The 26,106-nt window shown below is 41.8% G+C and carries 26 protein-coding genes; 10 read left to right on the top strand and 16 right to left on the bottom strand.

The window, feature by feature from the left end; all coding sequences use genetic code 11:
* The first annotated feature begins 293 nt into the window (after positions 1–293).
* A complete protein-coding gene (locus tag ACYQ4S_RS04995) occupies positions 294–2,540 on the top strand; it encodes an ATP-dependent Clp protease ATP-binding subunit (protein WP_346024618.1) in 2,247 nt (748 codons plus the stop codon).
* A 302-nt stretch (positions 2,541–2,842) separates the two neighbouring features.
* On the opposite strand, the gene ACYQ4S_RS04990 is transcribed toward ACYQ4S_RS04995, so the two are convergent.
* From ACYQ4S_RS04990 to ACYQ4S_RS04950, 9 genes are all read right to left on the bottom strand, one after another.
* Positions 2,843–3,715: an effector binding domain-containing protein gene (locus ACYQ4S_RS04990; RefSeq protein ID WP_459769757.1), complete on the bottom strand. Its 873-nt coding sequence runs from the start codon at positions 3,713–3,715 to the stop codon at positions 2,843–2,845.
* Positions 3,716–3,802: 87 nt separating this feature from the next.
* Entirely contained in the window at positions 3,803–4,300 is a 498-nt protein-coding gene (locus tag ACYQ4S_RS04985; protein ID WP_459769755.1) for a hypothetical protein, read from the bottom strand.
* A gap of 59 nt (positions 4,301–4,359) precedes the next feature.
* Complete coding sequence (locus ACYQ4S_RS04980) at positions 4,360–4,698, bottom strand: helix-turn-helix transcriptional regulator (RefSeq protein ID WP_459769753.1); 339 nt, start codon at positions 4,696–4,698, stop codon at positions 4,360–4,362.
* A 157-nt stretch (positions 4,699–4,855) separates the two neighbouring features.
* The gene (locus ACYQ4S_RS04975) at positions 4,856–5,815 is read right to left on the bottom strand and encodes a GNAT family N-acetyltransferase (RefSeq protein WP_459769751.1); all 960 of its coding nucleotides are present in this window, start codon (positions 5,813–5,815) and stop codon (positions 4,856–4,858) included.
* 5 nt (positions 5,816–5,820) lie between these two features.
* Positions 5,821–6,306 (bottom strand): NUDIX hydrolase, encoded by a 486-nt coding sequence (locus ACYQ4S_RS04970; RefSeq protein ID WP_459769749.1) that lies wholly within the window; start codon positions 6,304–6,306, stop codon positions 5,821–5,823.
* On the bottom strand, positions 6,303–6,923 hold the full coding sequence (locus tag ACYQ4S_RS04965) for a histidine phosphatase family protein (RefSeq protein WP_459769747.1): 621 nt from the start codon (positions 6,921–6,923) through the stop codon (positions 6,303–6,305). Before ACYQ4S_RS04965 ends, ACYQ4S_RS04970 begins: the two co-directional genes overlap by 4 nt.
* 130 nt (positions 6,924–7,053) lie before the next feature.
* The gene (locus ACYQ4S_RS04960; protein ID WP_459769745.1) at positions 7,054–7,617 is read right to left on the bottom strand and encodes a GNAT family N-acetyltransferase; all 564 of its coding nucleotides are present in this window, start codon (positions 7,615–7,617) and stop codon (positions 7,054–7,056) included.
* A gap of 33 nt (positions 7,618–7,650) precedes the next feature.
* Positions 7,651–8,403 carry an rRNA adenine N-6-methyltransferase family protein gene (locus ACYQ4S_RS04955; protein ID WP_459769743.1) on the bottom strand — a complete coding sequence of 251 codons (753 nt, stop codon included), beginning with the start codon at positions 8,401–8,403 and terminating at the stop codon, positions 7,651–7,653.
* A 149-nt stretch (positions 8,404–8,552) separates the two neighbouring features.
* On the bottom strand, positions 8,553–8,777 hold the full coding sequence (locus ACYQ4S_RS04950; RefSeq protein WP_459769741.1) for a helix-turn-helix domain-containing protein: 225 nt from the start codon (positions 8,775–8,777) through the stop codon (positions 8,553–8,555).
* A 145-nt stretch (positions 8,778–8,922) separates the two neighbouring features.
* On the opposite strand from ACYQ4S_RS04950, the gene ACYQ4S_RS04945 reads away from it, so the two are divergent.
* From ACYQ4S_RS04945 to ACYQ4S_RS04920, 6 genes are all read left to right on the top strand, one after another.
* Positions 8,923–9,198, top strand: a complete 276-nt coding sequence (locus ACYQ4S_RS04945; protein ID WP_459769739.1) for a hypothetical protein — start codon at positions 8,923–8,925, stop codon at positions 9,196–9,198.
* A gap of 516 nt (positions 9,199–9,714) precedes the next feature.
* Positions 9,715–12,024, top strand: coding sequence for a phage/plasmid primase, P4 family (locus ACYQ4S_RS04940; RefSeq protein WP_459769737.1), 2,310 nt, complete (start codon positions 9,715–9,717; stop codon positions 12,022–12,024).
* A gap of 193 nt (positions 12,025–12,217) precedes the next feature.
* Entirely contained in the window at positions 12,218–12,508 is a 291-nt protein-coding gene (locus tag ACYQ4S_RS04935; RefSeq protein WP_459769736.1) for a hypothetical protein, read from the top strand.
* Between the two features lie 15 nt (positions 12,509–12,523).
* The gene (locus ACYQ4S_RS04930; protein WP_459769734.1) at positions 12,524–13,435 is read left to right on the top strand and encodes a phage major capsid protein; all 912 of its coding nucleotides are present in this window, start codon (positions 12,524–12,526) and stop codon (positions 13,433–13,435) included.
* 231 nt (positions 13,436–13,666) lie between these two features.
* Entirely contained in the window at positions 13,667–13,825 is a 159-nt protein-coding gene (locus ACYQ4S_RS04925; protein WP_459769732.1) for a transposon-encoded TnpW family protein, read from the top strand.
* A 78-nt stretch (positions 13,826–13,903) separates the two neighbouring features.
* Positions 13,904–15,574, top strand: coding sequence for a DUF4368 domain-containing protein (locus ACYQ4S_RS04920; RefSeq protein ID WP_459769731.1), 1,671 nt, complete (start codon positions 13,904–13,906; stop codon positions 15,572–15,574).
* Positions 15,575–15,660: 86 nt separating this feature from the next.
* Here the strand turns inward: ACYQ4S_RS04920 and ACYQ4S_RS04915 are convergent, their stop codons facing one another.
* Together ACYQ4S_RS04915 and ACYQ4S_RS04910 are read right to left on the bottom strand one after the other, a co-directional pair.
* Positions 15,661–17,244 (bottom strand): peptide chain release factor 3, encoded by a 1,584-nt coding sequence (locus tag ACYQ4S_RS04915; RefSeq protein WP_459769759.1) that lies wholly within the window; start codon positions 17,242–17,244, stop codon positions 15,661–15,663.
* 29 nt (positions 17,245–17,273) lie between these two features.
* Positions 17,274–18,377: an AI-2E family transporter gene (locus tag ACYQ4S_RS04910; protein WP_346024619.1), complete on the bottom strand. Its 1,104-nt coding sequence runs from the start codon at positions 18,375–18,377 to the stop codon at positions 17,274–17,276.
* A 141-nt stretch (positions 18,378–18,518) separates the two neighbouring features.
* Here ACYQ4S_RS04910 and ACYQ4S_RS04905 point away from each other — a divergent pair, with 141 nt between their 5' ends.
* Positions 18,519–18,962, top strand: a complete 444-nt coding sequence (locus tag ACYQ4S_RS04905; protein ID WP_459769729.1) for a GNAT family N-acetyltransferase — start codon at positions 18,519–18,521, stop codon at positions 18,960–18,962.
* Here ACYQ4S_RS04905 and ACYQ4S_RS04900 read toward each other — a convergent pair.
* From ACYQ4S_RS04900 to ACYQ4S_RS04890, 3 genes are read right to left on the bottom strand one after another with little or no spacing between them, the layout of a single operon-like run.
* Positions 18,959–19,870 (bottom strand): RluA family pseudouridine synthase, encoded by a 912-nt coding sequence (locus ACYQ4S_RS04900; protein WP_459769728.1) that lies wholly within the window; start codon positions 19,868–19,870, stop codon positions 18,959–18,961. The genes ACYQ4S_RS04905 and ACYQ4S_RS04900 overlap by 4 nt on opposite strands.
* Complete coding sequence (locus ACYQ4S_RS04895; protein ID WP_346024622.1) at positions 19,860–20,672, bottom strand: NAD kinase; 813 nt, start codon at positions 20,670–20,672, stop codon at positions 19,860–19,862. The genes ACYQ4S_RS04900 and ACYQ4S_RS04895 overlap by 11 nt, the downstream gene beginning before the upstream one ends.
* 20 nt (positions 20,673–20,692) lie before the next feature.
* The gene (locus tag ACYQ4S_RS04890; protein ID WP_346024623.1) at positions 20,693–21,313 is read right to left on the bottom strand and encodes a GTP pyrophosphokinase; all 621 of its coding nucleotides are present in this window, start codon (positions 21,311–21,313) and stop codon (positions 20,693–20,695) included.
* A 107-nt stretch (positions 21,314–21,420) separates the two neighbouring features.
* Here ACYQ4S_RS04890 and ACYQ4S_RS04885 point away from each other — a divergent pair, with 107 nt between their 5' ends.
* Positions 21,421–22,008 carry a CYTH domain-containing protein gene (locus ACYQ4S_RS04885; RefSeq protein WP_346024624.1) on the top strand — a complete coding sequence of 196 codons (588 nt, stop codon included), beginning with the start codon at positions 21,421–21,423 and terminating at the stop codon, positions 22,006–22,008.
* A gap of 184 nt (positions 22,009–22,192) precedes the next feature.
* Entirely contained in the window at positions 22,193–22,819 is a 627-nt protein-coding gene (locus ACYQ4S_RS04880; protein WP_346024625.1) for a DsbA family protein, read from the top strand.
* Between the two features lie 150 nt (positions 22,820–22,969).
* Here the strand turns inward: ACYQ4S_RS04880 and pepF are convergent, their stop codons facing one another.
* Together pepF and ACYQ4S_RS04870 are read right to left on the bottom strand one after the other, a co-directional pair.
* Positions 22,970–24,787: an oligoendopeptidase F gene (gene pepF, locus ACYQ4S_RS04875; RefSeq protein WP_459769725.1), complete on the bottom strand. Its 1,818-nt coding sequence runs from the start codon at positions 24,785–24,787 to the stop codon at positions 22,970–22,972.
* Between the two features lie 116 nt (positions 24,788–24,903).
* Positions 24,904–25,956 carry a competence protein CoiA gene (locus ACYQ4S_RS04870; RefSeq protein WP_346024627.1) on the bottom strand — a complete coding sequence of 351 codons (1,053 nt, stop codon included), beginning with the start codon at positions 25,954–25,956 and terminating at the stop codon, positions 24,904–24,906.
* Positions 25,957–26,106: the final 150 nt, after the last annotated feature.

The following is a 26,106-nucleotide window of genomic DNA, read 5'->3' as shown; positions in this document are numbered from 1 at the left end:
GACCGATTTAACAGGGTTCCGACTGTAAATTGTTTGATAAAGTGATCAATACTCGAATAAAACTCGTTTTTTTCTGAATTATTTGGTAAAATGTTAGCCATAAGACATCTCTCCTTGGAATGTTGGTAGTGGTACTCACATTTTACCAAAGAGAGCTGTCTTTTTCTTTACCTTTAAGCTGATTAATCTAAATAATCCTTATAATGTAAAGGATAGAACGGAGTTCTTAGGGGTGCGAAACTTGAGTATATTAGTATAATGAGACTATCATCTCGGAAAGGAAGGTCTTGAATATGATATGTCAACGTTGTATGGAACGTAACGCAACAATACACTTAACTACAAGTATCAATGGTCAGAAACGAGAAATCGATCTTTGTCAGAAATGTTATAGGGAAATCAAACAGCAGGAGCAACAAGGGCGCATGAACCAGGGTAATCAGAGTGATCCGTTTGGTTTCAATCAATTTGATGATTTTTTCAAAGCTCTTTCAAGAGGAATGGGCCCTCAGAATCAAGGTCAGACTCCTCCTTCTGAACCTCAGCATTTCAGAGGAAATAACCAGCCTCCTAGCAATGGGGCCCGAGGCGGTCTTCTCAGTGAGTATGGCGTCGATTTAACACAGATGGCAAGAGAAGGGAAAATCGATCCAGTCATCGGTCGCGACAGGGAAATAGAACGCGTCATCGAAATTTTAAATAGACGTACAAAAAACAACCCGGTACTGACTGGAGAAGCTGGAGTAGGTAAAACAGCTATCGTCGAAGGACTAGCTCTGAAAATCACTGAAGGCGATGTCCCTCAGAAACTTCAAGATAAAGAGGTTATCCGTTTAGATGTCGTCTCTCTCGTTCAAGGAACGGGAATCAGAGGTCAATTTGAAGAGCGTATGCAGCAATTGATGAACGAACTGAAGGAAAATGATAATATCATTCTCTTCATTGATGAGGTACATGAGATTGTCGGTGCTGGTTCAGCTGAAGGAAGCAGTATGGATGCTGGAAATATACTGAAACCTGCACTAGCTAGAGGCGAACTTCAGATGATCGGTGCAACGACAATGAATGAATACCGCAAAATCGAGAAGGATCCGGCCCTTGAGCGCCGTCTCCAGCCAGTTCGAGTCAATGAGCCGTCTTTAGATGAAACGCTGACTATTCTGAAAGGTATTCAGAAGCAATATGAAGATTACCATCACGTAAGATATACAGACAAGGCGATCAAAGCCGCGGTCGAGCTATCACATCGCTATATACAAGATCGATTCCTTCCGGACAAAGCCATTGACTTGCTTGATGAATCAGGATCCAAGAAAAATCTGACTATTCAGACAGTTGATCCTGCTTCACTGGAAGAAAAGATCAAGGAAGCTGAGACGCTCAAACAGGAAGCACTTGAGCAGGAAGATTACGAGAAGGCAGCTTTTTACCGGGATCAGTCAGCTAAATACAAAGATATGATCGATCAGCAGACGCCAGAATCTGATCTACCTGAGGTAACAGAACAGGACATCATCAATATCATTGAAATCAAAACTGGCATTCCAGTTGGTGAGATGAAAGAGAAAGAACAGAAACAGCTGAAAGATCTAGATAAATCTCTTAAAAAACATGTTGTTGGACAGGATGAAGCTGTTACAAAAGTAGCAAAAGCTATCAGAAGAAATCGCATCGGCTTGAGAAAGAAAAACCGTCCGATCGGCTCCTTTATGTTTGTTGGTCCTACAGGTGTCGGTAAGACTGAACTGGCCAAATCACTGGCTCTTGAACTGTTTGGAAGTAAAGATTCCTATATCCGTTTAGACATGAGTGAGTATATGGAAAAACACAGCACATCCAAATTGATCGGCTCTCCTCCTGGTTATGTCGGTTATGAAGAAGCGGGTCAGCTGACGGAAAAAGTCAGAAGGAACCCTTACAGCCTTATCCTCGTGGATGAAGTCGAAAAAGCACACCCAGATGTGCTTAACATGTTCCTGCAGATTCTTGACGATGGGCGACTGACTGATGCTCAAGGACGTACAGTTAACTTTAAAGAAACAATTATCATCATGACCAGTAATGCTGGTACGACAAATGTCGAATCAAGCGTTGGGTTCGGGGCCCAGATGAACGGCGATCAGCATTCGATCCTGAACCACCTGGGTGACTACTTTAAACCTGAATTTCTTAACCGATTCGACGGCATCATCGAGTTCCATCCACTATCCAAAGAAAATCTTCTGGAAATTATCGAGTTGATGCTGGAAGATGTCAATGACGCTCTTCGCGAGCATGACATCACACTCACTGTAGACCAGTCTGCAAAAGAGAAACTAGTCGATCTTGGATATGACCCTAAAATGGGTGCACGACCGTTACGTCGTGTGATCGAAGAGCAGATCGAGGATAAAATTGCAGAATTTTATCTGAACCATCCAGAACCTGGTCACATCATCGCAACGGTAGATGACGAAGGTAATATTCAGATCCGCAGAGAAAACAGCACACAACCATCCCCTTCCGAAAATGATTCTGAAGAATCAGACAACACTGAGTAAATTGAAAAAAGCCACCCGAAAGGGAGTTCAACTTAGGGATTTACGAAAACAAGTAAAATTTTTGACCGACTCTCTTCAAGCGGAGGCTCGAAAGTAAAGACTGCACCGAAGGATAAAACCTTTAGTGCAGTCTTTCTTTATGCGTTGGTTATTTTTGGTTAGAGAAATACTCCAATTGGATTCCAGATATTTCTACTTATTTGTTCTGTGTCATTGTAATTGAATGATTCGGTCTGAACCGTATTTTATCATGTTGTTTTTATTTAAGTAATTCAAAATTTCACAGTTTTAAAAATTTACAGTTACTTTTCTTTGACCGGTAACCAAACTTCCTCATAGTATTTCCCGCTGTCGGCTATACCATAAACTTCAATATCGGCTCCAGAAACTTTATCATATCCTGATGATGGTAGCCATTCACTATACGCGCGGCTAAATAATTGTGGTATCTGCAACCCTATCGTGTCCGTTTCGTTACTGCGGAATATCGCCCAAGTCGTCTTCGGAATTTGCACAACTTTAAATCCGTCCGTTTTGCAACCGTCTTTTACAAAGGCACAAATCATGTAAGGGAAAGTATTATCGCCTGGATCGCAATAACCGCACACAGCGTTTACAACACAAGGGCCATGGGTGGCTTTTACTCCGCCTGCTGCCCGAAACAGCCGTTCATATTCACCGTTATTATGACACTCCGTCCAGAAATCAGGAACCTTACCTGTTTCGTCGTTACCAAAAACACGCTCAATACCAAATACCTCAAATGCCTCTTTTTCTTCAATTCGCCAATTCATAGCCTGCACTCCTTTAATTTTAATTTGAAAGGTTAGCGGCGGAAAGATGGTTAAATTCACACCCGGTTGCCGCGCGGCAGATGGTGTGACACCATGTTGTTTGACAAATGCGCGCGTAAAACTATCCGCGCTATCGTATCCATACTTCACCGCTAAATCGACAACCTTCTCATTACCACTTTTCAGCGCCATTGCCGCCAAACTTAACTTACGCTTGCGGATATACTCCGACAGCGGCATATCGGCGATATAGTAGAACAGTCGCCCAAAATGATATGGTGAATAGTTCGTGACAGTTGATACGTCTGCCAGATCTAAATCGTTTTCAATTTGTGCTTCAATATACGCCATCGCGTGGTTTAATTGGGTAAGAATATCCATACCCCGACCTCCTTTCTAAAATCAGTATAGCAGGCATTATAAACTGATACCCGACATTTTCTTTAGAATTTTGTGGGGTATCTTGCCTTACAGTTTTTCTACAGGCACAGCTGACCGCGCTCCCGTTTCTGCCTCCGCACCCATCCCCAGATATGGCACATTATCTGATTTTTTCCATCCTAACCGTTCATATGGATAATTCTCAATGGCCTCATTTAAAATCCCAATCGCGATAGGAAAATCGTTATGATCTTCAAATGGCATACCATTAAAATAGAGATAGGTGCAGGGTGGCAGTTCTGCAATTTCATAGCCATTTGGTATAGGTTTGCTATAATCGAATGGGACTTCAACGAAAAACGCTTGACCGTTTGTGTCGGGTTGAATTAAGAATTTCGGCAAACGACCTCCCGCGGCGGTGTCATATTTTTCCGGAATGCTGTTGTAAAAGCCCTCCCAGTCACAGCCAACTTCCTCGCAAGCGGCGAAATAATCAGTCGAGTTGTGACGCAGAAAAATCAGCTTTCTTGCTGGTCTCTCTACCACAGTAACCGTAATAGTTCGTGATATTTTCTCGTTTAACATAGGCTCTATACCTTCTTTCAGTATATAGTAGGCTTCAATGGGGTAGTGGACAAACCAACTTACCGGTGATGTCTCACGTGATATTTTTGCGGGGTAATGCCAAACTGCCGGTCAAATGCCCGTGTGAATCCATCATGGGAATCAAAACCGCTGCTTATTGCTAAGTCAACAATCTTTTCATCGGAAGACTGCAGGGTCTGCGCTGCTTTAGTCAGACGTAGGGCGCGGATAGTTTCAAAAGGCGTCCGGCCTGTCAGTTCTTTGAAAATTCTGAGGGCATAATATTTGCTGTACCCAGCGATATTGGCAAGGGAATCCAACGTGATATCTTCGTCCAAATGTGTAGAGATATAATGCTGCATTCTGCTCACAGCTTTGACTTTGTCCGATAATTCCATTTTCCACCTCCAGCATTCAGTATATCAATAGAGGCTGGTAACCACTCGACCGGAATTGCGAAGTTTTAGCCTAAATAACACCTCCATTGTCCCTACAGTCCTGCCAAACAAAGAACCATATAAAGTTGGCATCCTTAAATTCATTCGGTTTATCACGCTATTTCCTCTTTCTGTACATTATCTCGTCTGTTTTTAAGTAACCGAGGCACTCATAAAACCTTTGGGCTGAGATATTTTTACCGCCCGTAAAGAGCTGAAATCCAACGATGTTTTTATCGGCATAATAATCTTGGGCATACTTCATAAGTTGAGTTGCAATGCCCTTTCTACGGTACTGCTCATCAACGAATAATTCCGTTATCTCCGCATAATTGCTGTCATAACAAAATGATTTGAATAACTGTACACAGCAAAAGCCAACAAGCTGTTCGCCGTGTTCCGCAACAAACACCTGCTCTTGGTCGTTATTACGGATAGAAAGTGCAATAAACTCGTCGCTGATGTTACCCACGCCATTAAATACTGTATTTAATCGATTCAGTTCTGCCGCATCTTTCTCGACTCCAATGCGAATGGCAATGTCCTTTACAGGTCCTGCGCAATGCTGCTGTGTAATCAGCTTTATAGTATCATGAATATCCTGCGTTCCGTCAATATGAAGAACAGGGCACGAATATCTTAAAGCACGTTGTTCGAGCAAGCAGACATCCCGTGTGGCGGCAAACTCTCGAAATCTTTTTTGCGACTCATACATATCGCCGCCTACATATACTCGGTCACCCCATCGGGCATATTCGCGACTTTCGATGCGTTTCATGCGAATATCCGTAGGTGCTGTTAGAAAGACAGCAAGATCGAACATCGTTAGGAATTCATCGCTCCAGCCTGAAATGTCACCGGATACAACAAATGAGCTGTGGTTTTTCATATCTAAGAGCAGCATTTCATTCCGTTCTTCCTGTGGTCGAAGAGCGGTGTATGGTACATCGGTTTTATAAAAGTAGTAATCCTCTACATCAAAATGCGCGAAATTCATTGCGCGCGCAAGCTCACTGCCGAGAGTAGACTTGCCGCTACCATTAGCACCGAGTAAGATTATGGCGTATGGCTTACCCAATTTCATCACTCCTTGTAAACAAAATGCTTCACATCCTCATCAAGTAAAGGAAGCAGTTCTGCCGCCTTTGTTGGATACACCGCCAGATTTTTTACATTGGGGAGCGACACCCAGTGAAAAAAGATAGCGTTTTTATCTTCCTCAAGATACTCTTTGCTGACGAAGCTGCCATCCAGCGGGATTTGACTTGTGACCTTCAAATGAACTAAGTAGGACAGACATATCTGATGGCAAGGCTTATCGCCCCATGAGAAAAAGTTTTCTTCAACCCATTTAAGCTCGCCAACCTCAATATCTGCGCCGACTTCCTCACGCCACTCTCTTATCAGAGTTTCTTCATTCGTTTCACCCAAAGCTACATGACCGCCGATGAAGGCGTATTCGTCCATATCTTTTGGTGCCTGTAATAGCACCTTGCCATCGCAGACGAGGATTCCAGAAACGCGGTAGCTGAATATGTAATTGTCGTGGTGAAATAAAATATCGCTCATCGTGCGTCCTCCATAGCGTATGACATGTCGTTTAAGTACTGAATTATCCTTATTCCATCGGCATTTTCGCTCATCCGCGATACGCCTCCGGCTCTGCCACCGAATTCACATTTGCTAAGCATCTCAATATCCCAGCCAAGCCATACTGAGAAAAACATTGGCAGGCAGAATCCGTGCGAAACTATGATAATGTTTTCGTCATCGCTCTGCACGATTTCCTTGCAAAACGCCGACATACGATTCCAGACATCCCGCCCAGACTCCGCATCGGGGAAGGGTTTATCGTCAATTGTACGTATCGGGCTTTGATTTTTGCTCTGCCACTTGCGCGGTTTTCCGATAGCATCCGCACCGATATTATGCTCTCGCAGTTCCTTTCGGTACTCCACGGAAAGACCAAGATACCGTGCAATCGGCTCGGCAGTCTGCTTTGTCCGTGTAAGGTCGGAACAGTAAATCTTGCAAGGCTTATCGCCAAATTCGGCAGACAGACGCCTACCGATATTCTCAGCGTGAGCTTTGCCCAAATCGGTCAGCTCCCAATCTGTCCATGAACCTACCATGTCGGTTGTGTGGTGAACCGCTTGAGTGTGCTGAATTGTGATTATGTTTTTCATATTTTTGCTGCCTTCCATTTATCCATAAGCCATTGATTGTCACTATAAGCCATGAGTATACACTTGTTCTCTGGCTCATCATAATCTGCCACTTTTCCAATTGGTACAAATCGTTGGTAAATTCGCTTACTTATTTTGTCGCATAATATTCACTGGCTAAAAGGCTATACATAGACGCATCAACAATCCCTTTATTACTAAAGTCGGCTTGCCTAAGTGTTCCCTCATATTTCAAACCACACTTAGTCATAACTTTTCCTGAATTGGGGTTATTAGGGTCATGTTGTGATTCAATGCGATTTACTTTTACCTCATCAAAAAGAAAAGGTATAATTCCAGAAAATGCTTCGCTTGTAACACCTCGGTTCCACCACTTACTTCCAATACAATAACCGATATGTACTATACTTAATTTTTCGTTGTTATCAACAACACTAATAGTACCGATAGGCTCATCTCCGTATTCTATGAATACAATTGCCCATTGATAAAAATCAACGTTCTTATATGAATTTACCCAGTCGCTAATAATGCTTTTAGTTATATCAATTGATTTGTGAGTGGGCCATCTTAAAAACTCCGTGACTTTTTCATCACTTGTCCAATTGCCATATGCAGCCGAAGCATCCCTTTCTGTAAATCGTCTTAATAATAGTCTTTTTGTTTGAATTTTAAACGTACCCATGTGATTCATGGCTTACCCCCCAAATACTGCTGCAGCAGTAAATTATAGCCTTTTTGCTAAATATAAAACGACCGTATCATTAAATTCAATTTTATTTCCTGCATTTTTAATAGCAGTTCTAATACCTTCATAAAACTTTGATCGATATGGTTCATTTAAAACTATATGATCACAGTGAGTACCAAGATATTCAACATAGTCATCTGAAGTAAATTCTCTTTTGCTATAGAATTCCATACGTTTAAAATCAAAGAAACCATAATTAACTACATTACTGTAATTGAGTTTCTGTGTATACGGAGTTACAGGGTGAAAATGTTCAGTGTATACTTTTTGAATTTCATTATACAATGCTTCGTTTGGTGTTTTATAATCACCGTGCATCATCATCATTGCCACAACCCCGCCATTATTTAATAAATTAAAACTTCTTGAAAAAGCAATTTGTTCAGGTATCCATTGAATTGTTGCGGCAGAAAAAACCAAATCAAATCTTTGTTTCCCAAAGTCGTATGTTTCAAAATCAGCATTTACAATCTGAAAGTTATTGTATTCTTTGAATTTTTCTTTAGTATATTCTGCGAGGTTTTCTCCGAGTTCAATTGCCAAGTAATTACAGAATGTTTTCAAAATAGGTTCTGTGGCTTGCCCTGTTCCAGGTCCGATTTCGAGAACGTATTTTTGTGAATCAAGATGAGTATGATTAATAATATATTCAAATACCTCATCACAATATCGTGGTCTCCATCTGTCAAACTTTTCAGGAATTGTATCAAATATTTTTCTGAACTCCATAACAAACCTCCCAACAAAATAGAATTAATTAGAAATCTAATTTTTTTCTTGAAAATACCTATTTCATGCATACATCCAAACTGTTTACTCAACTACAAATACACTTTCTTAATATATTTCCACAGGACAGGAAAAATGGGTCTTAGAATTTAAGGTTTACCATCCTGGATCCCATCTGGTGCAAACTCTAATATATCGTCCACCTTGCAGTCTAAGACTTTACAAATGGTTTCTATACTCTGCAAAGACACATAGTTATTGCGCCTGAGGCGCGTGAGAATATTGCCACTGAAACCGGCTTGTTTTTGTAACTGTGGAGCGGCTATATTTTTCTCAATCATTAAGTGAAAAAGTTTCTTGTAGCTTACAGCCATAGTTTCAACCTCCATCAGTAAACTAACACAGCTATCATATCACGAATAAGTGATTTCCACAATAAACAAGTGATAAAATTAGGAAAGTTTTGATACTTGCTATTATCCTTTTTCAGAGCAATATACGTAGTGAAGGAGGTGCCGCATGAGTAGAGATTGGACACAGCAAGAATTGCAGAGTGCCAGCAAAGCTATGAAAACCGCCGGACATTTAGGTTATGAAGAGTTCTGCGAACAATTAGATAAGACCATCTTCACAGCCTATTGCAAAGATTCCGATAATAACCTTATTAAAATCAGTGGTCCATATAACTGCAAAGAAGAATTAGAAAAGCAGTTGCAGGAGCATTTCAGTCACTTGAAAGTAATCACAGTGCTATCCGAGAAGGATATTGCTTTTATCAAGGAAAATCTCAAATAAGTAATCACAAACAAATAGACCTTGTTACTGTACCTATACCGGGAATAGTAGCAAGGTCTGTTTTTTATTCTTTGTTTTCAGCTTCAACGTCCTTCTGGCTCGTCTGTTTCTACGATTAAGCTCAGCTTGGCAATCCCAACTGTCACAATATAGTTGACGGCTCGAATGTCGTACAAAATATTTCCCGCAAGCAAGGCAGGGATGTTAAATCCACAGAATTGAGGTTCTGTGAATTTAACATTCTTTTTTTAATATTGGGAGATCGGTTTTTAGGTGTTGCATACAGATAAAAAATATTTTTTCAAAAATCGTCAGATTTGCTCTTTCCCCGTGGCTACAAAGTAGGGACAAAAAATATTTTCTCGAAAAGTCGTTCAAATGCTTGATAACTGTCCTGTGAATATTGAGGGGGTTAAATATTTCGGCTATTAGTAGAGGAAAGAAAATCTCCCTCTGAACATATCATCTGTCCTTTGAATAGCAGAGCGGCAGAAATACATAAGGAGGAGCAATGAAATGAATTTTGACAACATTCCCCAGTATGTCAAAGACAATGCCGAGTTCTGTTGTTGGCAGTACGAAACCGTAAATAACAAGCATACCAAGGTTCCATATAACCCAAGGACGGGAGGCAGAGCCAGCGTATCTAAGACTGCAACCTTTACCGATTTTACTACTGCGGTTGCAGCATCTGTAAATTACAGCGGCATTGGTATCCGTGTATCAAACCGCATTATCGGCATCGACCTTGACCATTGCATCAAAGACGGAGCAGTGCTGCCGTGGGCGCTTGCCATCGCGCAGATGTTTACACAGGCATATATTGAGATAAGTCCAAGTGGTACAGGCTTACGCATACTTTGCTTAGCCCCGGTGGGCTACACATACGATACAGATATTTACTACATCAAGCGAGGTAATATCGAGGTCTATGTTCCAAATGTCACCACACGCTTTGTTACCGTCACGGGCAATGTGCATCAGAGTGGCGATATTGTTGAATGTACTGAAGCCTTGCAATGGCTGCTCGACACACATATGAAACGCCCTACTCCAAAAGTGTCTGCGGAAATCATGGAGAGAGAAAGTTACTTATCCGATGAGAGCGTACTGGATAAGGCAATGGCTGCAAAGAACAGAGAGAAGTTTAAAAGGCTGTGGGAGGGAGATATTACAGGCTATCCCTCGCAGAGCGAAGCAGATCAGGCACTCTGTTCTATTCTCGCTTTCTATTGTAATGGAAATTACGAGCAGATAGACAGACTGTTTCGGCAGTCCTGTTTAATGCGCGACAAATGGGACAGCCGCCGAGGAGGTGATACTTACGGCAGCATCACCATTCGAAATGCCGTCAGCGGTATGACAAATTTCTATAAGCCTATCATGCGAAACAGTGCCATCGAGAACTTTGACGAGCATATGCCCCGGCTTGAGGAAATGAAGCCAGAGAACACAAGCCAATATCCCTGGACAGATATCGGTGCGGGCAGATTGTTTGCGGACTTCTATAAAGAGATTCTCCGTTATGTGCCGGAACGCAGGATATGGTTCTGCTACGAGGATGGCATCTGGATATCAGATGTAGGGAATCTAAAAGCGATGAAACGCTGCATGGACTTGGCAGACCTTCTGTATATGTACGCTCTGAATATCAAGGACGAGCATAAGCGGAAAGGTTATATTGCCCACATTAAAAAATGGCAGTCCCACAGCTATCGTGTGAATATCCTCAAGGATGCACAGGTTCACCATCCCATTTCTATTAAAAAGTTTGACGCCGACCCTTATGCTTTCAACTGCAGGAACGGCACCTTGCATATGGATACAGGCACCTTCTCCGGGCATTGCAGTGAGGACAAACTGACAAAGATAACCCCTGTTAAATTTGACCCGAAAGTTCGCTGCAAGCGTTGGGATTCATTCATTTATGAAATCACAAGTGGTGATGCAAAGAGAGCCAAGTTCTTACAGAAAATCCTCGGCTATGGCTTGACAGGAGATACCCGTCATGAATGCATGACCATCCTCTACGGTGCCAGTACCCGCAATGGTAAAGGAACGCTGTGTGAAAGTGTATTAAAGGTGTTCGGCAGCTACGGCTGTTCATCTAAACCTGAAACCATCGCTATGAAGAATAGCACCAACAGTTCTCAGCCAAGCGAGGATATTGCCAGGCTTGCCGGAGTGCGCTTTGTGAATATCCCAGAGCCAGGTAAAGGCTTGGTACTCAATTCTGCGCAAGTAAAGAGCATGACGGGCAACGACACCATAAATGCAAGGTTTCTGCATGAAAACAGCTTTGATTTCAAGCCCCAGTTCAAGCTTTACATCAACACAAACTACCTGCCTGTTATTAATGATATGACGATTTTCACCAGTGGGCGTATCATCATCGTTCCCTTTGAGCGTCATTTTGAGGAAGCCGAGCAAGACAAAACGCTGAAGGATGAATTTACCAAACCGGAAGCACAATCCGCAATCCTGAACTGGCTGCTTGAGGGTTATCGGATGCTAAACGCTGAAGGTCTTGCATTGCCGTTATCGGTAAAGAACGCCACTGCCCAGTATCACCATGACAGTGATAAGATCCAGCTTTTTCTTGAGGATTGTATGGAACAGGACGGAATTGCTGAGGAGCGCACCTCAGCCGTATACGAGCGATACAGACAGTGGTGCGGTGAAAACGGTCAATACCCGGAAAGCATGAAGAATTTCAAGCAAAGTCTTGCTGCCGTTGCCGAAGTCAAACGAAAGCGTCCACGCTTCGGCGGTGAGAAAACCACAATGGTTATCGGCTACAAGCTGATATCTGAATTCTTGACATAAACACATGGGGCATTATGTGGCAAGTAAATCTGGTTGTTTCAAAAACCAATATCTCTATAGAGGATTATATATATTTCCTGCCACAGCTTGCCCCACTGTGAACATGAAAGGCGGTGGTGCGTATGTGCTGATAAACCCAATCCCAAGAAAGCATAAATAAACTTGACTTGATAAATCAAAGGAGGACATGAATATGTCGCAAAATTACACACTTACCACAGTTGGTCACGGTTGCTTAATTCCACGCGAAACCACAATGACCGAAGAGCAGCTTCAGAAATGCGCAGGCCAAAGTAGCGCTTTCTGGCTCACCCGAATTATGGATGGCATCTACCGTCTGAATTGCAAAAATCAGATTACGGCTGAGCATTGCGTAAGAAATTATCAGGTGTATTGTCCGCAATGCAAGCTCGTGATGGAGCCTGTATTCCCGGCAAACAAGCACGAAACCCCAGTCTACACCTGCAAAAAATGCAGTAAATAAAGGAGGAATATTACCATGTCAAACACATCTTACAAAACTGATTTCTGGAACATGATACGCAGAGGTCAAAACCTTGCCGGCCAGTATCGCGAGATGGCAGACACAACCACTGGAACATACTTGCTACCGGAAGAAGCAAATAACCTCTATAACGAGGCTCTCAATAAAGAAAACCTCTTCCGCAGGTTCGCTACCATAATACAAACACCTACCCTTGATAGCACTGTTCACGCTATTTCTGCTACTGCGGTAGCAGACTGGATACCACAAGGCAGCACTATTCCAGAAGACAATGACACCTTCAACCAATACGATTTTGAAGCATACAAGCTGGCTTCTATTGCTAAACTCCATGTTCACTTCATTGAGGACAAACAGTTCGATATAGAGAGATATCTTGTTAGAGACTTTGCCCGCCGTTTCGGCAAAGCCGAGGAGAACGCCTTCCTCAACGGTGATGGAAATGGACGCCCAACAGGAATTCTGAGTAGCACAAATGGAGCTGATGTCGGAATGACGGCTTTATCTACAACAGCAGTGACTCTTGATGAAATAATGAAGCTATTCCATTCCGTAAAGCCGGAATACCGTGAAAAGGCTGTATGGGTTATGGGCGACACCACAGCCTTGGCACTCCGTACACTCAAGGACAATGGAGGAAACTATCTATGGCCTGAGAATCCGACTAATCTGCTTGGCAGGTCTGTGGTTATCTCAAACAATATGCCAACCATCGCTGCAGGAAATAAGCCGATTGCTTTCGGTGACTTTTCCTACTATTGGATAGTTGAGCGTATGCCGCTTACAGTAAGGCCATTGTTTGAAAAGTATGTATTATCACAGCTTAAGGGTTATCTCGGTTACGAGCGTCTCGATGGCAAGTTGATTCGCCCAGAAGCTATAAAGGTGATACAGATGGCTGTGTAAGCGGGCAATTGGCTTATATATGGTGAAAGTGTCTGGAAATCTGCATTAGGCGCTTTCACCACCCTTTAGGGGCTATGGGCTATACCCTCGTTTGAATCTGCGTTTTTTTACACGAAGCCCCACGCCGCTGTCCGAGATGAAAAGGTACAGAGATCAGACCACCCCCTACCGGTCTGAAAAACAACAACGGGAGTAACGATTCGTTACGCCATATCGAAAGGAGGAATCCCTATGGATGAAAAGACCATCAGCATCAACGAAAAACTCATTGGTGACACGCTCTACATTATAGAATCAGCAGTCAGTAGTGCTGCCAAAGAGACTGCTTATGACAAACTGAAACGCATGATACTGAATGACATTAAAAGCCTTGAAATGAAGGCTTCTTAGCCCATATCAACTTGACTTCTTCACAGTAGTACGGGAATATAGAGTACCGCTTGAAGACTGTCGGAAAGGAGGAAAAACATGAATATTAGACAGTCTAACACTACTGTGAAGAATAATGATAAAATAACCGCTCTGTACTGCCGTCTCTCACGAGATGATGAGATGCAGGGAGATTCAAACAGCATTAAAAACCAGAAAGCCATTTTACAGAAATACGCTGATGACAACGGCTTTGCAAACATAGAGTTCTTTGTGGACGATGGGTATAGCGGCACGAACTTTGACCGACCGGATTGGCAGCGCCTTTTATCCCAAGTGGAAGAAGGCAACATTGGCACCGTCATTGTAAAGGACATGAGCCGTCTTGGGAGAGATTATCTTAAAGTAGGTTATTACACCGAGGTATTATTTCCCGGCTCTGATATCCGCTTTATAGCTATAAACAACAATGTGGACAGTGCCAATCAGCAAGATAGCGATTTTACACCGTTTCTCAATATCATCAACGAATGGTATGCCAAGGATACGAGCAAGAAAATCCGCTCCGTCTTTAAGTCAAAAGGTCAATCCGGCAAGCCGCTTTGCACCAATCCACCTTATGGCTACATTAAAGACCCGGAAGATAAGACCCATTGGATTATTGATGAAGAAGCTGCCAAAGTGGTAAAAGAGGCATTTCACTTGTGTATGCAAGGTTATGGCCCTACGCAGATAGCCAAAGAATTCAGCAAAAAGAAGATAATGAATCCAACGGCTCATGCTAAGGCAAACGGAATCAACATCCCAGACAACAGAGGCCATGATGATGATTATATCTGGCGAGGCAGTACGATCGTTCATATGCTTTCAAGGCAGGAGTATTTAGGGCATACGGTTAACTTCAAAACCTATCGCAAGTCCTATAAGAACAAAAAGCAGTTGAAGAACGACCCGTCAGAATGGCAGATTTTCGAGAATACCCACGAAGCAATTATTGAAGAGCCTGTGTTCGAGGTAGTACAGAAAATCCGGGATGGCAGACGCAGGCTTACACCAATGGGTGAAATGCCAATCCTCTCCGGTATGATGTTCTGTGCGGATTGCGAAAACAAACTGTACCAAGTGCGTGGACGTGGTTGGGAGCATGAAAAAGAATATTTTGTGTGTGCTACCTACCGTAAGATAAAAGGCGGCTGCAGTTCCCACCAGATACGCAATGTAGTAGTCGAGGAATTACTCCTTGACGGTATCCGCCGGGTAACCGCTTATGCCAGAGACCATGAGGACGAATTTGTGGAGATTGTTACCAAGAAAACAAGGACTGACCTTGACAAAAGTATGCGTGACAGCAAACGAGAATTAGAGCAGTCACAAGCTCGTATCAGCAAGTTGGACAATATTATTCAAAGGCTCTATGAGGATAATATAGAAGGTAAGATTTCTGATGAGCGTTTTGCCAAAATGACTGCAAGCTATGAAGCCGAGCAGCATACCCTCGAAAACCGAGTAGCAGAACTGAAATCCACAATGACCGAGGAAAAGGAAAGCGCTCTTAATGTTGACCACTTCCTCGCCTTGATAAAAAAGTACACGGATATAAAGGAACTCACAGCGGAGATTATCCGGGAGTTTGTTGAAAAAATCTATGTTTACAAGGCAGAGCGCATTGATGGCAGACGAGTACAGCGTATCAAAATAGTTTATAACTGTATTGGCGAATTTGATCCACCGGTTTCTACGTCCACCACAAAACAAGAAAAATCGGCATAGCCGGTAATACATACCAAACTATGCCGATATTTTTACGGGATTAATAATCCCTAAGACGCACCCTCTAACTGGGTGGCTTTTTTTTCTTATAGTAAGGAAGTAAGCGTTACATCTGGATACTTGTCACTGAACCATCTCATGGCAAATTCGTTTTCGAAAAGGAAGAGCGGGTTATCAAATCTGTCTCTTACCAGCATGTTTCTGCTGGATCCCATATTCTCGTCGAGCTGTTCACGGTCTATCCATCTCGCTATGCGATTTCCGATTGAAGTCATAATCACTTCTGAGTTATATTCATTTCTCATACGATGCAGGAAAACCTCAAATTGCAGCTGTCCCACTGCTCCAATAATATAAGTCTCAGTATGGAATGATTTGTACAGCTGGATTGCCCCTTCCTGAACCAGCTGGTTGATACCTTTGTGGAAGGATTTTTGTTTCATTACATTTTTCGGTTCGACTTTCATGAATAATTCAGGTGTAAACTGTGGCAGCTCTTTAAAGGTCACTTTGTTTTTACCAGAATAGATTGTATCTCCAATTTGAAAATTACCCGTGTCATAAAGTCCGATAATATCCCCTGCCACGGCTTCAGAGACTGTTTCTCTGCTTTCAGCCATGAACTGAGTTGAGTTTGACAGACGAATTTTCTTATCTTCTCTGGATAGTGTAACATCTATACCCCGTTCAAACTTACCTGAACAGATACGTAAAAATGCGATACGGTCACGGTGTTTAGGATCCATATTAGCCTGTATTTTAAATACGAATCCTGAAAATTCAGTATCCTCCGGTTCTACGATCTCATCTTCTTCTGTTTCCTGTTCACCAGGTTCCGGAGCAAAATCCAGAAATGTTTCAAGGAAAGTCTGTACGCCAAAGTTCGTCAAAGCTGAGCCGAAGAAAACTGGAGTCAGTTCTCCTTGGCTGATTGCTTCTCTTGAAAAATCATTTCCAGCTTCTTTCAGGAGAAGAGCCTCTTCAAGTACTTGATGATACAAGCTTTCATTTTTCAGTGCATGCTCACCTTCGATTTCACCTTCATCATTCAAAGAGATGAACCGTTCACCGTTGTTCAGTTCTTCTGGTCTGAAGGCTTCGATCCGGTTATGATAAAGATCGTATAAACCCAGAAGAGTCTTACCTGAGCCGATTGGCCAGTTCATTGGATAGGCATCGATTTCAAGTACTTCCTCAAGTTCTTCTATGAGCTCAAGAGGTTCCCTTCCATCTCTATCAAGTTTATTCATAAATGTAAAAATTGGAATGCCTCGCATACGACAGACCTTAAACAGTTTCTTAGTCTGTTCCTCAATTCCTTTTGCACTGTCAACGACCATGACAGCAGCATCCACAGCCATCAAAGTGCGGTATGTGTCTTCCGAGAAGTCTTCGTGTCCAGGAGTGTCGAGGATATTGATGCGTTTATTCTGATATTCAAACTGCATGACAGAACTTGTTACAGAGATCCCTCTCTGCTTCTCGATTTCCATCCAGTCAGATTTTGCGAACTTCCCACTTTTCTTGGCTTTTACGGTTCCGGCTTGACGGATCGCTCCCCCAAACATGAGCAGCTGTTCAGTTATAGTTGTTTTCCCCGCATCCGGGTGAGAAATAATGGCAAATGTCCGTCTTCTACTTACTTCTTTTTTTAATTCTTTTTCATTTATCACGCTTAAACTTCCTCAATCTATTAGTATTATTTTTCTATTGGCATCTTAGCCAGATTGTGCTGCTTGACCATTCTTATTGTATATATAGCAATAGTCTTGATAATTGCAAATAACGGAACCCCGATAAACATACCTATCAGACCGGCAATATTAGCTGATGCCAGCAGGACCAGGATGACAGTAAGGGGGTGAATGGACAAAGATTTTCCGACCAGCAATGGTGTAAATAGGTTGCTGTCCAGCTGCTGGACTATAAGAACGAAAACTGCAGCAAGAACAGCCCTGCCGGGTGATTCAATCAGTCCAACAATCACCGCAGGACCTGCACCAATGAAGGGCCCGACATACGGGATGAAATTAGTGATCGCAGCGAATACTGACAGCAGAAAAGCTGAAGGCATGCGAACGATAGAGTAAAGTATGAATAGCAGCAGCCCTACAAGAAATGATGCCATTCCCTTCCCAGAGATATAACTAGATATCGTAGCATCTGTCTGGATAATCATCTCTTTCACATTTTCCTTGAATTTTACTGGAGTCAGATTTACAGCAAATGGTAGAAATTTTTCCCCATCATAAAGCATATAGAACAAAATCACTGGAACAGTAATGGATATAAATGCAATTTCTGTAAACATCTGAATTGCTCCACCGACACTAGCCACAAAACCGGACAGAAACTGGGAGCTGATATCTCTCAGCCATAGTTCCAGGTTGTTTAATGCCGCCTGAATGTCCACCTGCTGCATCCACGGTTCCTCAGCAAGGCTCAGTGAATATGTCTCGAGTTCACTGATAAAGACAGGTATGCCTGACACTAGGTTCGTCGCCTGATCAATCAGCATCGGCATACCGAGCAGAACTGTAAGGAGCATTAAGCCTAACAGAAGAATCATGACAATCGCAATGCCGAAGACACGTTTAACCTTGATCCGTTCCAAGAGCTTGACGACCGGATTGAGTAGGTAATATAAAAATCCTGCGATCAATAAAGGCATGAATAATGCCGTCAGGATACCGACCAGAGGATTCAAAATAAAATCGATCTGCTGAAGAACGAAAATGAGTACTGATACAGCCAGCAACCATATCGTCCAGAACATTAACTTGGATTTTTTCCAATCTATCACAGTCTTCTCCTCTTTCTTTAAAACTTCCTCTTCTATTATATGTTACCCAAGTTTATATTGAAAGGGGAGTTTTTAAGTTAGATTGACTAAATTATTATGAATTGATATAGTTGATAGTAATTTTATAGGAGATGATCACAGATGGAATTCAGGAAAACGACCGATCTTTCAAGCACGACATGTACAGATGCTCTTGCAATAAGGAAAATAGTATTCGTTGAAGAACAGAATGTCGATGAATCACTCGAAATCGACGACCTGGAAGATCAGACCCTTCACCTGGTGGGATATGTTCAAGATAAGCCTGCTTGCACGGCAAGACTACTTAAGAAAGACAACGGGGATATTAAAATCCAGCGGGTAGCTGTTCTAAAAGACTATCGAGGTACAGGACTAGGACTGAAACTCCTCCAGGAGATTGAGCGGTTAGCTGTAAAGGAACTTAACGGATCAAGGCTTATTCTGGATTCACAGGATCATGCCATCCCGTTCTATGAAAAAGCTGATTATACAGTTGAAGGAGATGGCTTTCTGGATGCTGGTATCCCTCATCACTTCATGCAAAAGAAGATAGACCAGATTTAACCATCCAGTCTATCTTTTAATTTATGTTCAAGGTTGGTCATATCTTCTGGAAGTTCAGTCTGAACGATGACTTTTTGGTGAGTAAAGGGATGAGTAAACCTGATACAAGAGCAATGGAGAGCTTGTCTGTCAATTATACGGGTCTCTTCATCTCCGTAGAGGGTATCTCCCAGTAACGCGTGATTCAAATGCGCAAAATGGACTCTGATCTGGTGTGTCCGACCCGTGTGCAGCTGAACTTTCACTCTGGTTGCTTCCAGGAACCTGTCAGTTGTCCAATATTCTGTCACGGAAGGTTTTCCGGCTTTATCCACTCTTCTTTTGATGATAGACCCTTCTTCTCTACCGATCGGCTGATCGATAAGGCCATGGTCTTTCTGCAGGTTTCCTTTTACATATGCGACATATTCTTTATAGATTTCTTTCTCCTTCAAGAGACGATCCATGAACGAGTGTGCTAGTGTATGTTTGGCAAAGATCATAACACCCGATGTGTCCCGGTCGAGCCGGCTGACAATATGCACCGTCTGATGGTAATAATCGTTCTGCTCGATGTAACCTTTGACACGGTTGGCAATTGTATTTACAGGATGAACGGATGAAGGTACTGAAGCGACCCCACTGGGTTTGTTGATAAAGAGATAATGGTCATCTTCATATAGCACATCTACAGATGTACTGGAAGAAGACAGGTTTACACTCCCCATTTCCTGGGGAATCGTCATGGATACAACATCTCCATGATTTAACTCTTCACGGACTCTCACATGGTGTCCGTTTACTTTGAGACTTCCCCCCCGGTACTTCACTTTCGTCAAGACTCGTTTGGATATCTGCCGCTTTTTCAAAAACGTCTTCAGTAGCACATTTTCCTCTTCATTTTCTTCAACTGTCCACTTAATTTCCATTATTTTTCTTTGCTCCTAAAAAAGCGTCTTCTACTCTGTCCCAGAAATGGGTATGCTGATACTGGGCAAAGCGTATGCGTTCACTGGCTATACGGAACCCCAGATAATCGACATTTCCTTCATTGGATACCAGCTGATCTATAGTTAAAGTGAAATCATCTGTATCGATCGGCCTGATTTTGATCCACTCGTCCGGTGCTATAATCATTGGAGAACTAAGTGTACGGAATACACGATTATTCAGTGATGCCATTTCTGTTAACTGCAGTGCTTCAAGTCTGGGATGCAGCACCGCTCCCCCCACAGACTTATTGTACCCAGTCGAACCGGTCGGGGTGGAAATACATAGGCCATCTCCTCTGAACCGTTCAAAATGTTCTTCCTTGATGTATACATCGCAAACCAATGTTCCATCCACTCTTTTAATCGTCGATTCATTTAAGGCAAGGAAATGTTTAGTTTCGTTTTTATTCTTGTAGACAACTTCAACATCCAGCAAGGGATACTGAATGAATTCACCTGTATCGTTTTCCAGACTCTCCACAAGTGCTTCAATGTTATACTCCCGCCAATCCGTATAAAAGCCCAGATGGCCAGTATGTACACCGATGAATCTGACCTGATCCAGCATATGGGCATATCTGTGGAAGGCTGACAACAAGGTACCATCACCCCCTACCGAAATAACGATTTGCGGATTCTGTTTCCCTATAGTAAAAGAAGAATCTGTCAATAATTTTTTTAGTCTGGTACTCACTTTTAATGATTCTTCCGTATAATTGTGGACCACCGCTATCCTCACTGTTCAACCATCCCTTTTACTCAGTCTTTTTTAAATCGATAACTTGCCTGTATATCCTTAATTTCGTCTCGTATCGTGGACATCTCCTCGTCCAGCTGAAAAGCGGACTCTGCAGCCTTCTGCAGGCGATCATTTATTTCTGTAGGGTACTCACCAGCGTATTTATAATTCAGAGAATGCTCGATAGATGCCCAGAAATTCATTGCCAGCGTTCTGATCTGTATCTCAACCAGTACCACTTTCACCTCGTCGATCAGTTGAACAGGGTACTCGCAGATAAGGTGATAAGAACGGTACCCACTTTCTTTCTTATGGGTTACATAGTCTTTTTCGTATACCACATTTAAATCATTTCTACTTTTTAGCATCTCAACTACATCATAAATATCTTCTACAAACGGACACATGATTCTTATTCCTGCCAGATCTTCCATATCCGTTTCCAGTTTATCCAGAGAAATTTTACGGGTCCTTGATTTGATAAGGATACTATTGATCGGTTTCACTCTGCCCGTAACGAATTCGATAGGCCCATGTTCTTTTTTCAACAGGTACATGTTTCTCAGTCCGCGAAGCTTTACTTTCAGTTCATCTACTGTTTGCTTGTAAGGAAGCAGGAAAAGTTCCCAATCTCTATCCATATCCTCTACCTTCTTTGCTTTTTTTTAGTGTAGTTTCTTGTTACTATTGTACCATAATCTTTTTGAATAAAATAATTGACTGATCTTTATCGGAAAGGAAATACACAATGGAACAGGAAATGGAAATAGAATTTAAAAACATATTAACCAGACAGGAATACGAACAGCTTTACACTGATTTCAGGCAGGATAAGTTTACCGAGTTCTCTCAGCGTAATGTTTATTTCGACACGCCGTCATTGGAGCTGAAGAACAGAGGCTGTGCACTTAGATTAAGGCTTAAAGAAGACGACGCCGAACTGACACTCAAGACACCCTTCGAGGGGCATCACAAAGAACTTAACCTTCCTCTGTCACTCGATGATGCTCATCTGATGACCATCCAAGGAGCTTTTCAGATACCAGAACCAGTCATAGAAATACTCGAAGTTGAAGAACCTATTCTTAATCGTTCCGTCATCAAACTGGCAGAGCTGCACACAGCACGCCTTGAGACAATGAGGGATGATACATTTGTGGTACTGGATAAAAGCACATACAGTGGACAAGTAGACTATGAACTTGAAGTGGAAGCCGCTTCAGAAGAAACTGGGCTCAAGGTGTTCAAGTCTATACTTGATCATTATGACATTCCTAAAAGGAAAACCGAAAATAAAATATCACGTGCCTTTAACGCCGGAAAAAAACGGTATTAAATCATTTGTGACGGATTTGTTACATTCATTTAGATTTTCAGTCAAAATTCATGCAGATTATTATTAATAAACTAGTTTGTTTGTTAGTCTATATATTGTAATGAGCTATTTAATTTTAGCCCAAGATAATTAATCGAAGAATTTCAACTGATAAACTAAACTATAAACTAGGTGAGTGTTAATTATGTTTTTAAACAATATTATTGAAGTATTCTTGTTCGTTAATCCATTAGGAAGGACGTGCTATGAATCCGAAAAACTTGTTGAAGCTTTCTCTGCTGAACGAGACGAAAAAGTTAAAGTACGTTTTGTTCCCATTCTAAATATCCGCTCTATCGGTAATCTGGTAAAGGGAAATTATGACTCTTCTCTTTCCAGTCGTAATCATCTCTATACTGATTCCTACAATGCCAGCCTGGCATTTCAGGCCGCTTCAATGCAGGGCAGAAAAAAAGGTAGAAAATTCCTTATGAAACTACAGCAGTCTGTCATCAAAGATGGTAGTGCCGTAACAAGAGAGCTGATGCTACAAATTGCTGAAGCATTGAATTTGGATATCGAGATGTTTGAAGAAGATCTGGAATCGGAGCTTTCAAGAACAGCATTCAATAAAGACCAGAAACTCGCGCTTGAAATGGGAGTGACTGAATCTCCTTCGTGTGTAGTGTATTCGTCTAAAGATACTACTTCTGGTTACCGTATCGATTCTTCTATAACGAAACAGCTGCTTCACGGCTTGTGCAATGACCAGGCAGAAAAAAACGACCAGGCAGTGACTCATCTTTCTTTTTCTCTTTATCAGACCGTTTAATTTCTGAAAGTTGATAAATACACAAAGGACCCCCTTTTCGTAAAGGAGGTCCTTTTTACTGATTGAAGAGATTACAGGTCGTTTCCTGCAGTCTCATGCTTTTAAGCTCAGTCTGTTCAAATCATTAGTCTATATTCTTATGCTCCTGCTTTATCCTTCTATTGCTTCAAGAGCTTTTTCCAGTTCATTCAGTCTGTCTTCGAATACTTTCATGGCTCTTAACAGATAGTCACTATCAGTCATATCTACTCCAGCTTTTTTCATTACCTCTATCGGGAAGTCTGAACTGCCGGCTTTAAGATAAGTCAGATATTTATCGAGAGCGCCCTCTTCGTTGTTGAGCAGTTTGTCCGCTAATGCAGTTGCCGCACAGAAACCAGTTGAATACTGGTATACGTAATAATTGTAGTAGAAATGTGGGATACGTGCCCATTCATACTGTATTTCGTCATCTTTTTCAACTGCTTCGCCATAATATTTGCTGTTGATTGCACGGTAGTTCTCGCTAAGAAAATCTGCTGTCAGAGGAACTCCTTTAGAAGCTTCTTCATGCATGAAATGTTCAAATTCTGCAAACTGGGTCTGACGGAAGACCGTCCCTTTAAACCCGTCAAGGTAATGGCTGAGTACATAAGCTCGAGCTTTAGGGTCTTCTGTCGTTTTCAACAGATGATCCGTCAGCAAGTTCTCATTCGTGGTAGATGCAATCTCCGCAAGAAAAATTGAGTAGTTCCCATATACATGAGGCTGATTATTCCGCGTAAAGTAACTGTGTGCACTGTGACCCAACTCATGAACCAGTGTATATAAATGGTTCAGAGAATCATGCCAGTTTAAAAGGATGTACGGATTTGTATCATAAGCTCCAGATGAATACGCACCGCTTCGTTTCCCTTTATTCTCGACTACATCTATCCAGCTGTCATTAAAGGCTTTGTCAAGGACACCTTTATACTCTGCGCCCAGAACTTCCAGCCCTTCATATGTTTTGTCTTTCGCTTCATCATAGTTATATTTTAGGCTTGCTTCACCAGTTATAGGCGTATAGAGATAATACATGTGAAGGTCATCCAGTTTAAGCACCTTCTTACGAAGCGCCATGTATCTGTGAAGCAGGGGAAGATGGTCATTTACAACATCGATCAGTGTATCATGAACTGCTTCCGGAATATGATTGTTAGATAAGGCGTTTTCTCTTGCAGAAGAATAATTGTGAACTTTTGCTTGATAGTTATGATGCTTGACTGTAGATGCCAAAGTGCTGGCGAAAGTATTCTTGAAGCTTGAATAGACACTGTACATTTTCTCAAATGCTTCTTTTCTGACATGTCGATCAGTACTTTCCATCAATTCTCCAAACATACCATGAGACAGCTGAACATCTTCTCCTTGATCGTTTGTAACCTTTGGAAACTGAAGATCTGCATTGTTCAGCACACTGAATGTCTGCGTAGATGAGTTCAGCACCTCACTTGCACCTGCAAGTAACGCTTCCATTTCAGAAGATAGAACGTGCGCTTTGTTAGCAGTCATCTGATCAACATAATGCTTATACACTTTCAGTTTCTCTTCTTCTTCGAAATAGCCGTCAAGCGTCTCTTCAGACAGTTCAATGACTTCAGGTTCGAACCAGGATGATGCTTCTTGAGTCTGCGCAATCAGGTACCTGGCCTTGTCATTCATAGCCTGATACTTGCTGTTGGCAGTATCCTGATCGTTTTTCAAATGAGCATATACATAGATAGAACTGACTTTTCTTGATAAGTCAAGCATGGACTGGAGAGCATCAAGAAATGGTACAGCTCCATCTTCGAGAGTCCCCTGCAGTTCTTTTATCTCACCTATCTTTTCCTGAGTTGACTTAAAATCCTCTTCCCATTTCTCATCATTTTCAAATATTACTGACAGATCCCATGTTAATTCCTTAGGTACTTCTTCTCTTAAAGGTAGTGATTTGACCTCTGACATGCATTTCCCTCCTGATAATTTAAGAATAATTTAATGATAACATAATTTATATTTGATTAGAATAATCAATTTATGCAAGTTTGTCATAACTTCCGATCTTAAATTCCTTTAATTCATCAGCTCCGTTGTCGCCATTTGTTTTTTTGAATCTTAACGAGCAATCCACTTTCTGTCATCTGATCGAGAAAAGATAAAATTGGTAACATGACTGTATCTGAAAGGATGTTAGGGACTGAGAAATAGACGATTAGACGCGTTTCGAGCCATCTTTCAACTGTCTCTCTCAAGTGACGTTCTGTAATGACAGTAAAACTGGACTTGCTCCTCACCAGCTGGTAGATCCTCAACTTCCATTCCACTGCAGGAGTACTGATCAGCCAGTCTGTTTCGAGTCGAGTGAATATAACTAAAGGTAATAATTCTAGACTGGTCTGACTTTCATATATAAGCTGAAAGAATGCCCGATGTCTTTTATCTCTGATTTGTCTTTTCCAGTTAAGGTAAGCCAGAGCTTTGTCTTTTATATTATTAACGTTTCCAGGTGAAATTTTTGAACACCAGGTAGTCGATTCATATTTCGTTAAAACTGACAGTACAGAAGGTACTGTTTCATAGACAGGCGGGTCTAACTTTCTGTAGCAGCGAATCTGCCCGTCACTTACATCATAATTGAAAAAGCCAAACACTCCAGGCTTAATGTCAAAGATCATGGCACGCTGCAGAGAGGTCAGCCTGTGAGTATTCGTCAGTTTATTTCCTGCAATCCATATAACTTTTCTTCCTGAGTTATGATACCCCCGAGTCCTCCTGACTATATCTGATACTGTTATTGGGCTGCACTGAAACTCGATTGCATATTCCTCTTCCTTATAAATTACCAGCACATCTGGTCTCTGATTTATATCAGGAAGCTGAGCCTCTATTTCTACCTTGACGTTCTCTTGTTTAAAAGCTTCGTACAGCGAAGTTTTCCCTTTCAGATGTTCCTCAGTCTCCCCTTCTGAAAAAGATGAACAGCTATTTTTATTTACATGGGCAAAGTGAGCAGTCATCCTTGTTCCTTTTTTTAGAATGACTGGACTCTCACAACCTGGACAAATATAATATCCTCTTTTATCAGCTTTAGAAGCCATGATCAGCTGTGTAGATGAATTTCTGGCTATAAGCATATATTTACCTCCTGGAATTTAATTGTTACTGTCAAATTTTTTTGTTCTTAAAGGTCTATAACCGTTGTTCTATCAAGGAAAAGACAAAAAACACTTGCCCCTCCCTCATTTATCGGTAAAATAGTAGGTATCCGACTACCAAACTATCCC

It is taken from the genome of Alkalibacterium sp. s-m-28 (assembly GCF_054658175.1).
The sequence above is the reverse complement of the archived record's forward strand: the minus strand, read 5'-3'. Positions and strand labels throughout refer to the sequence as shown.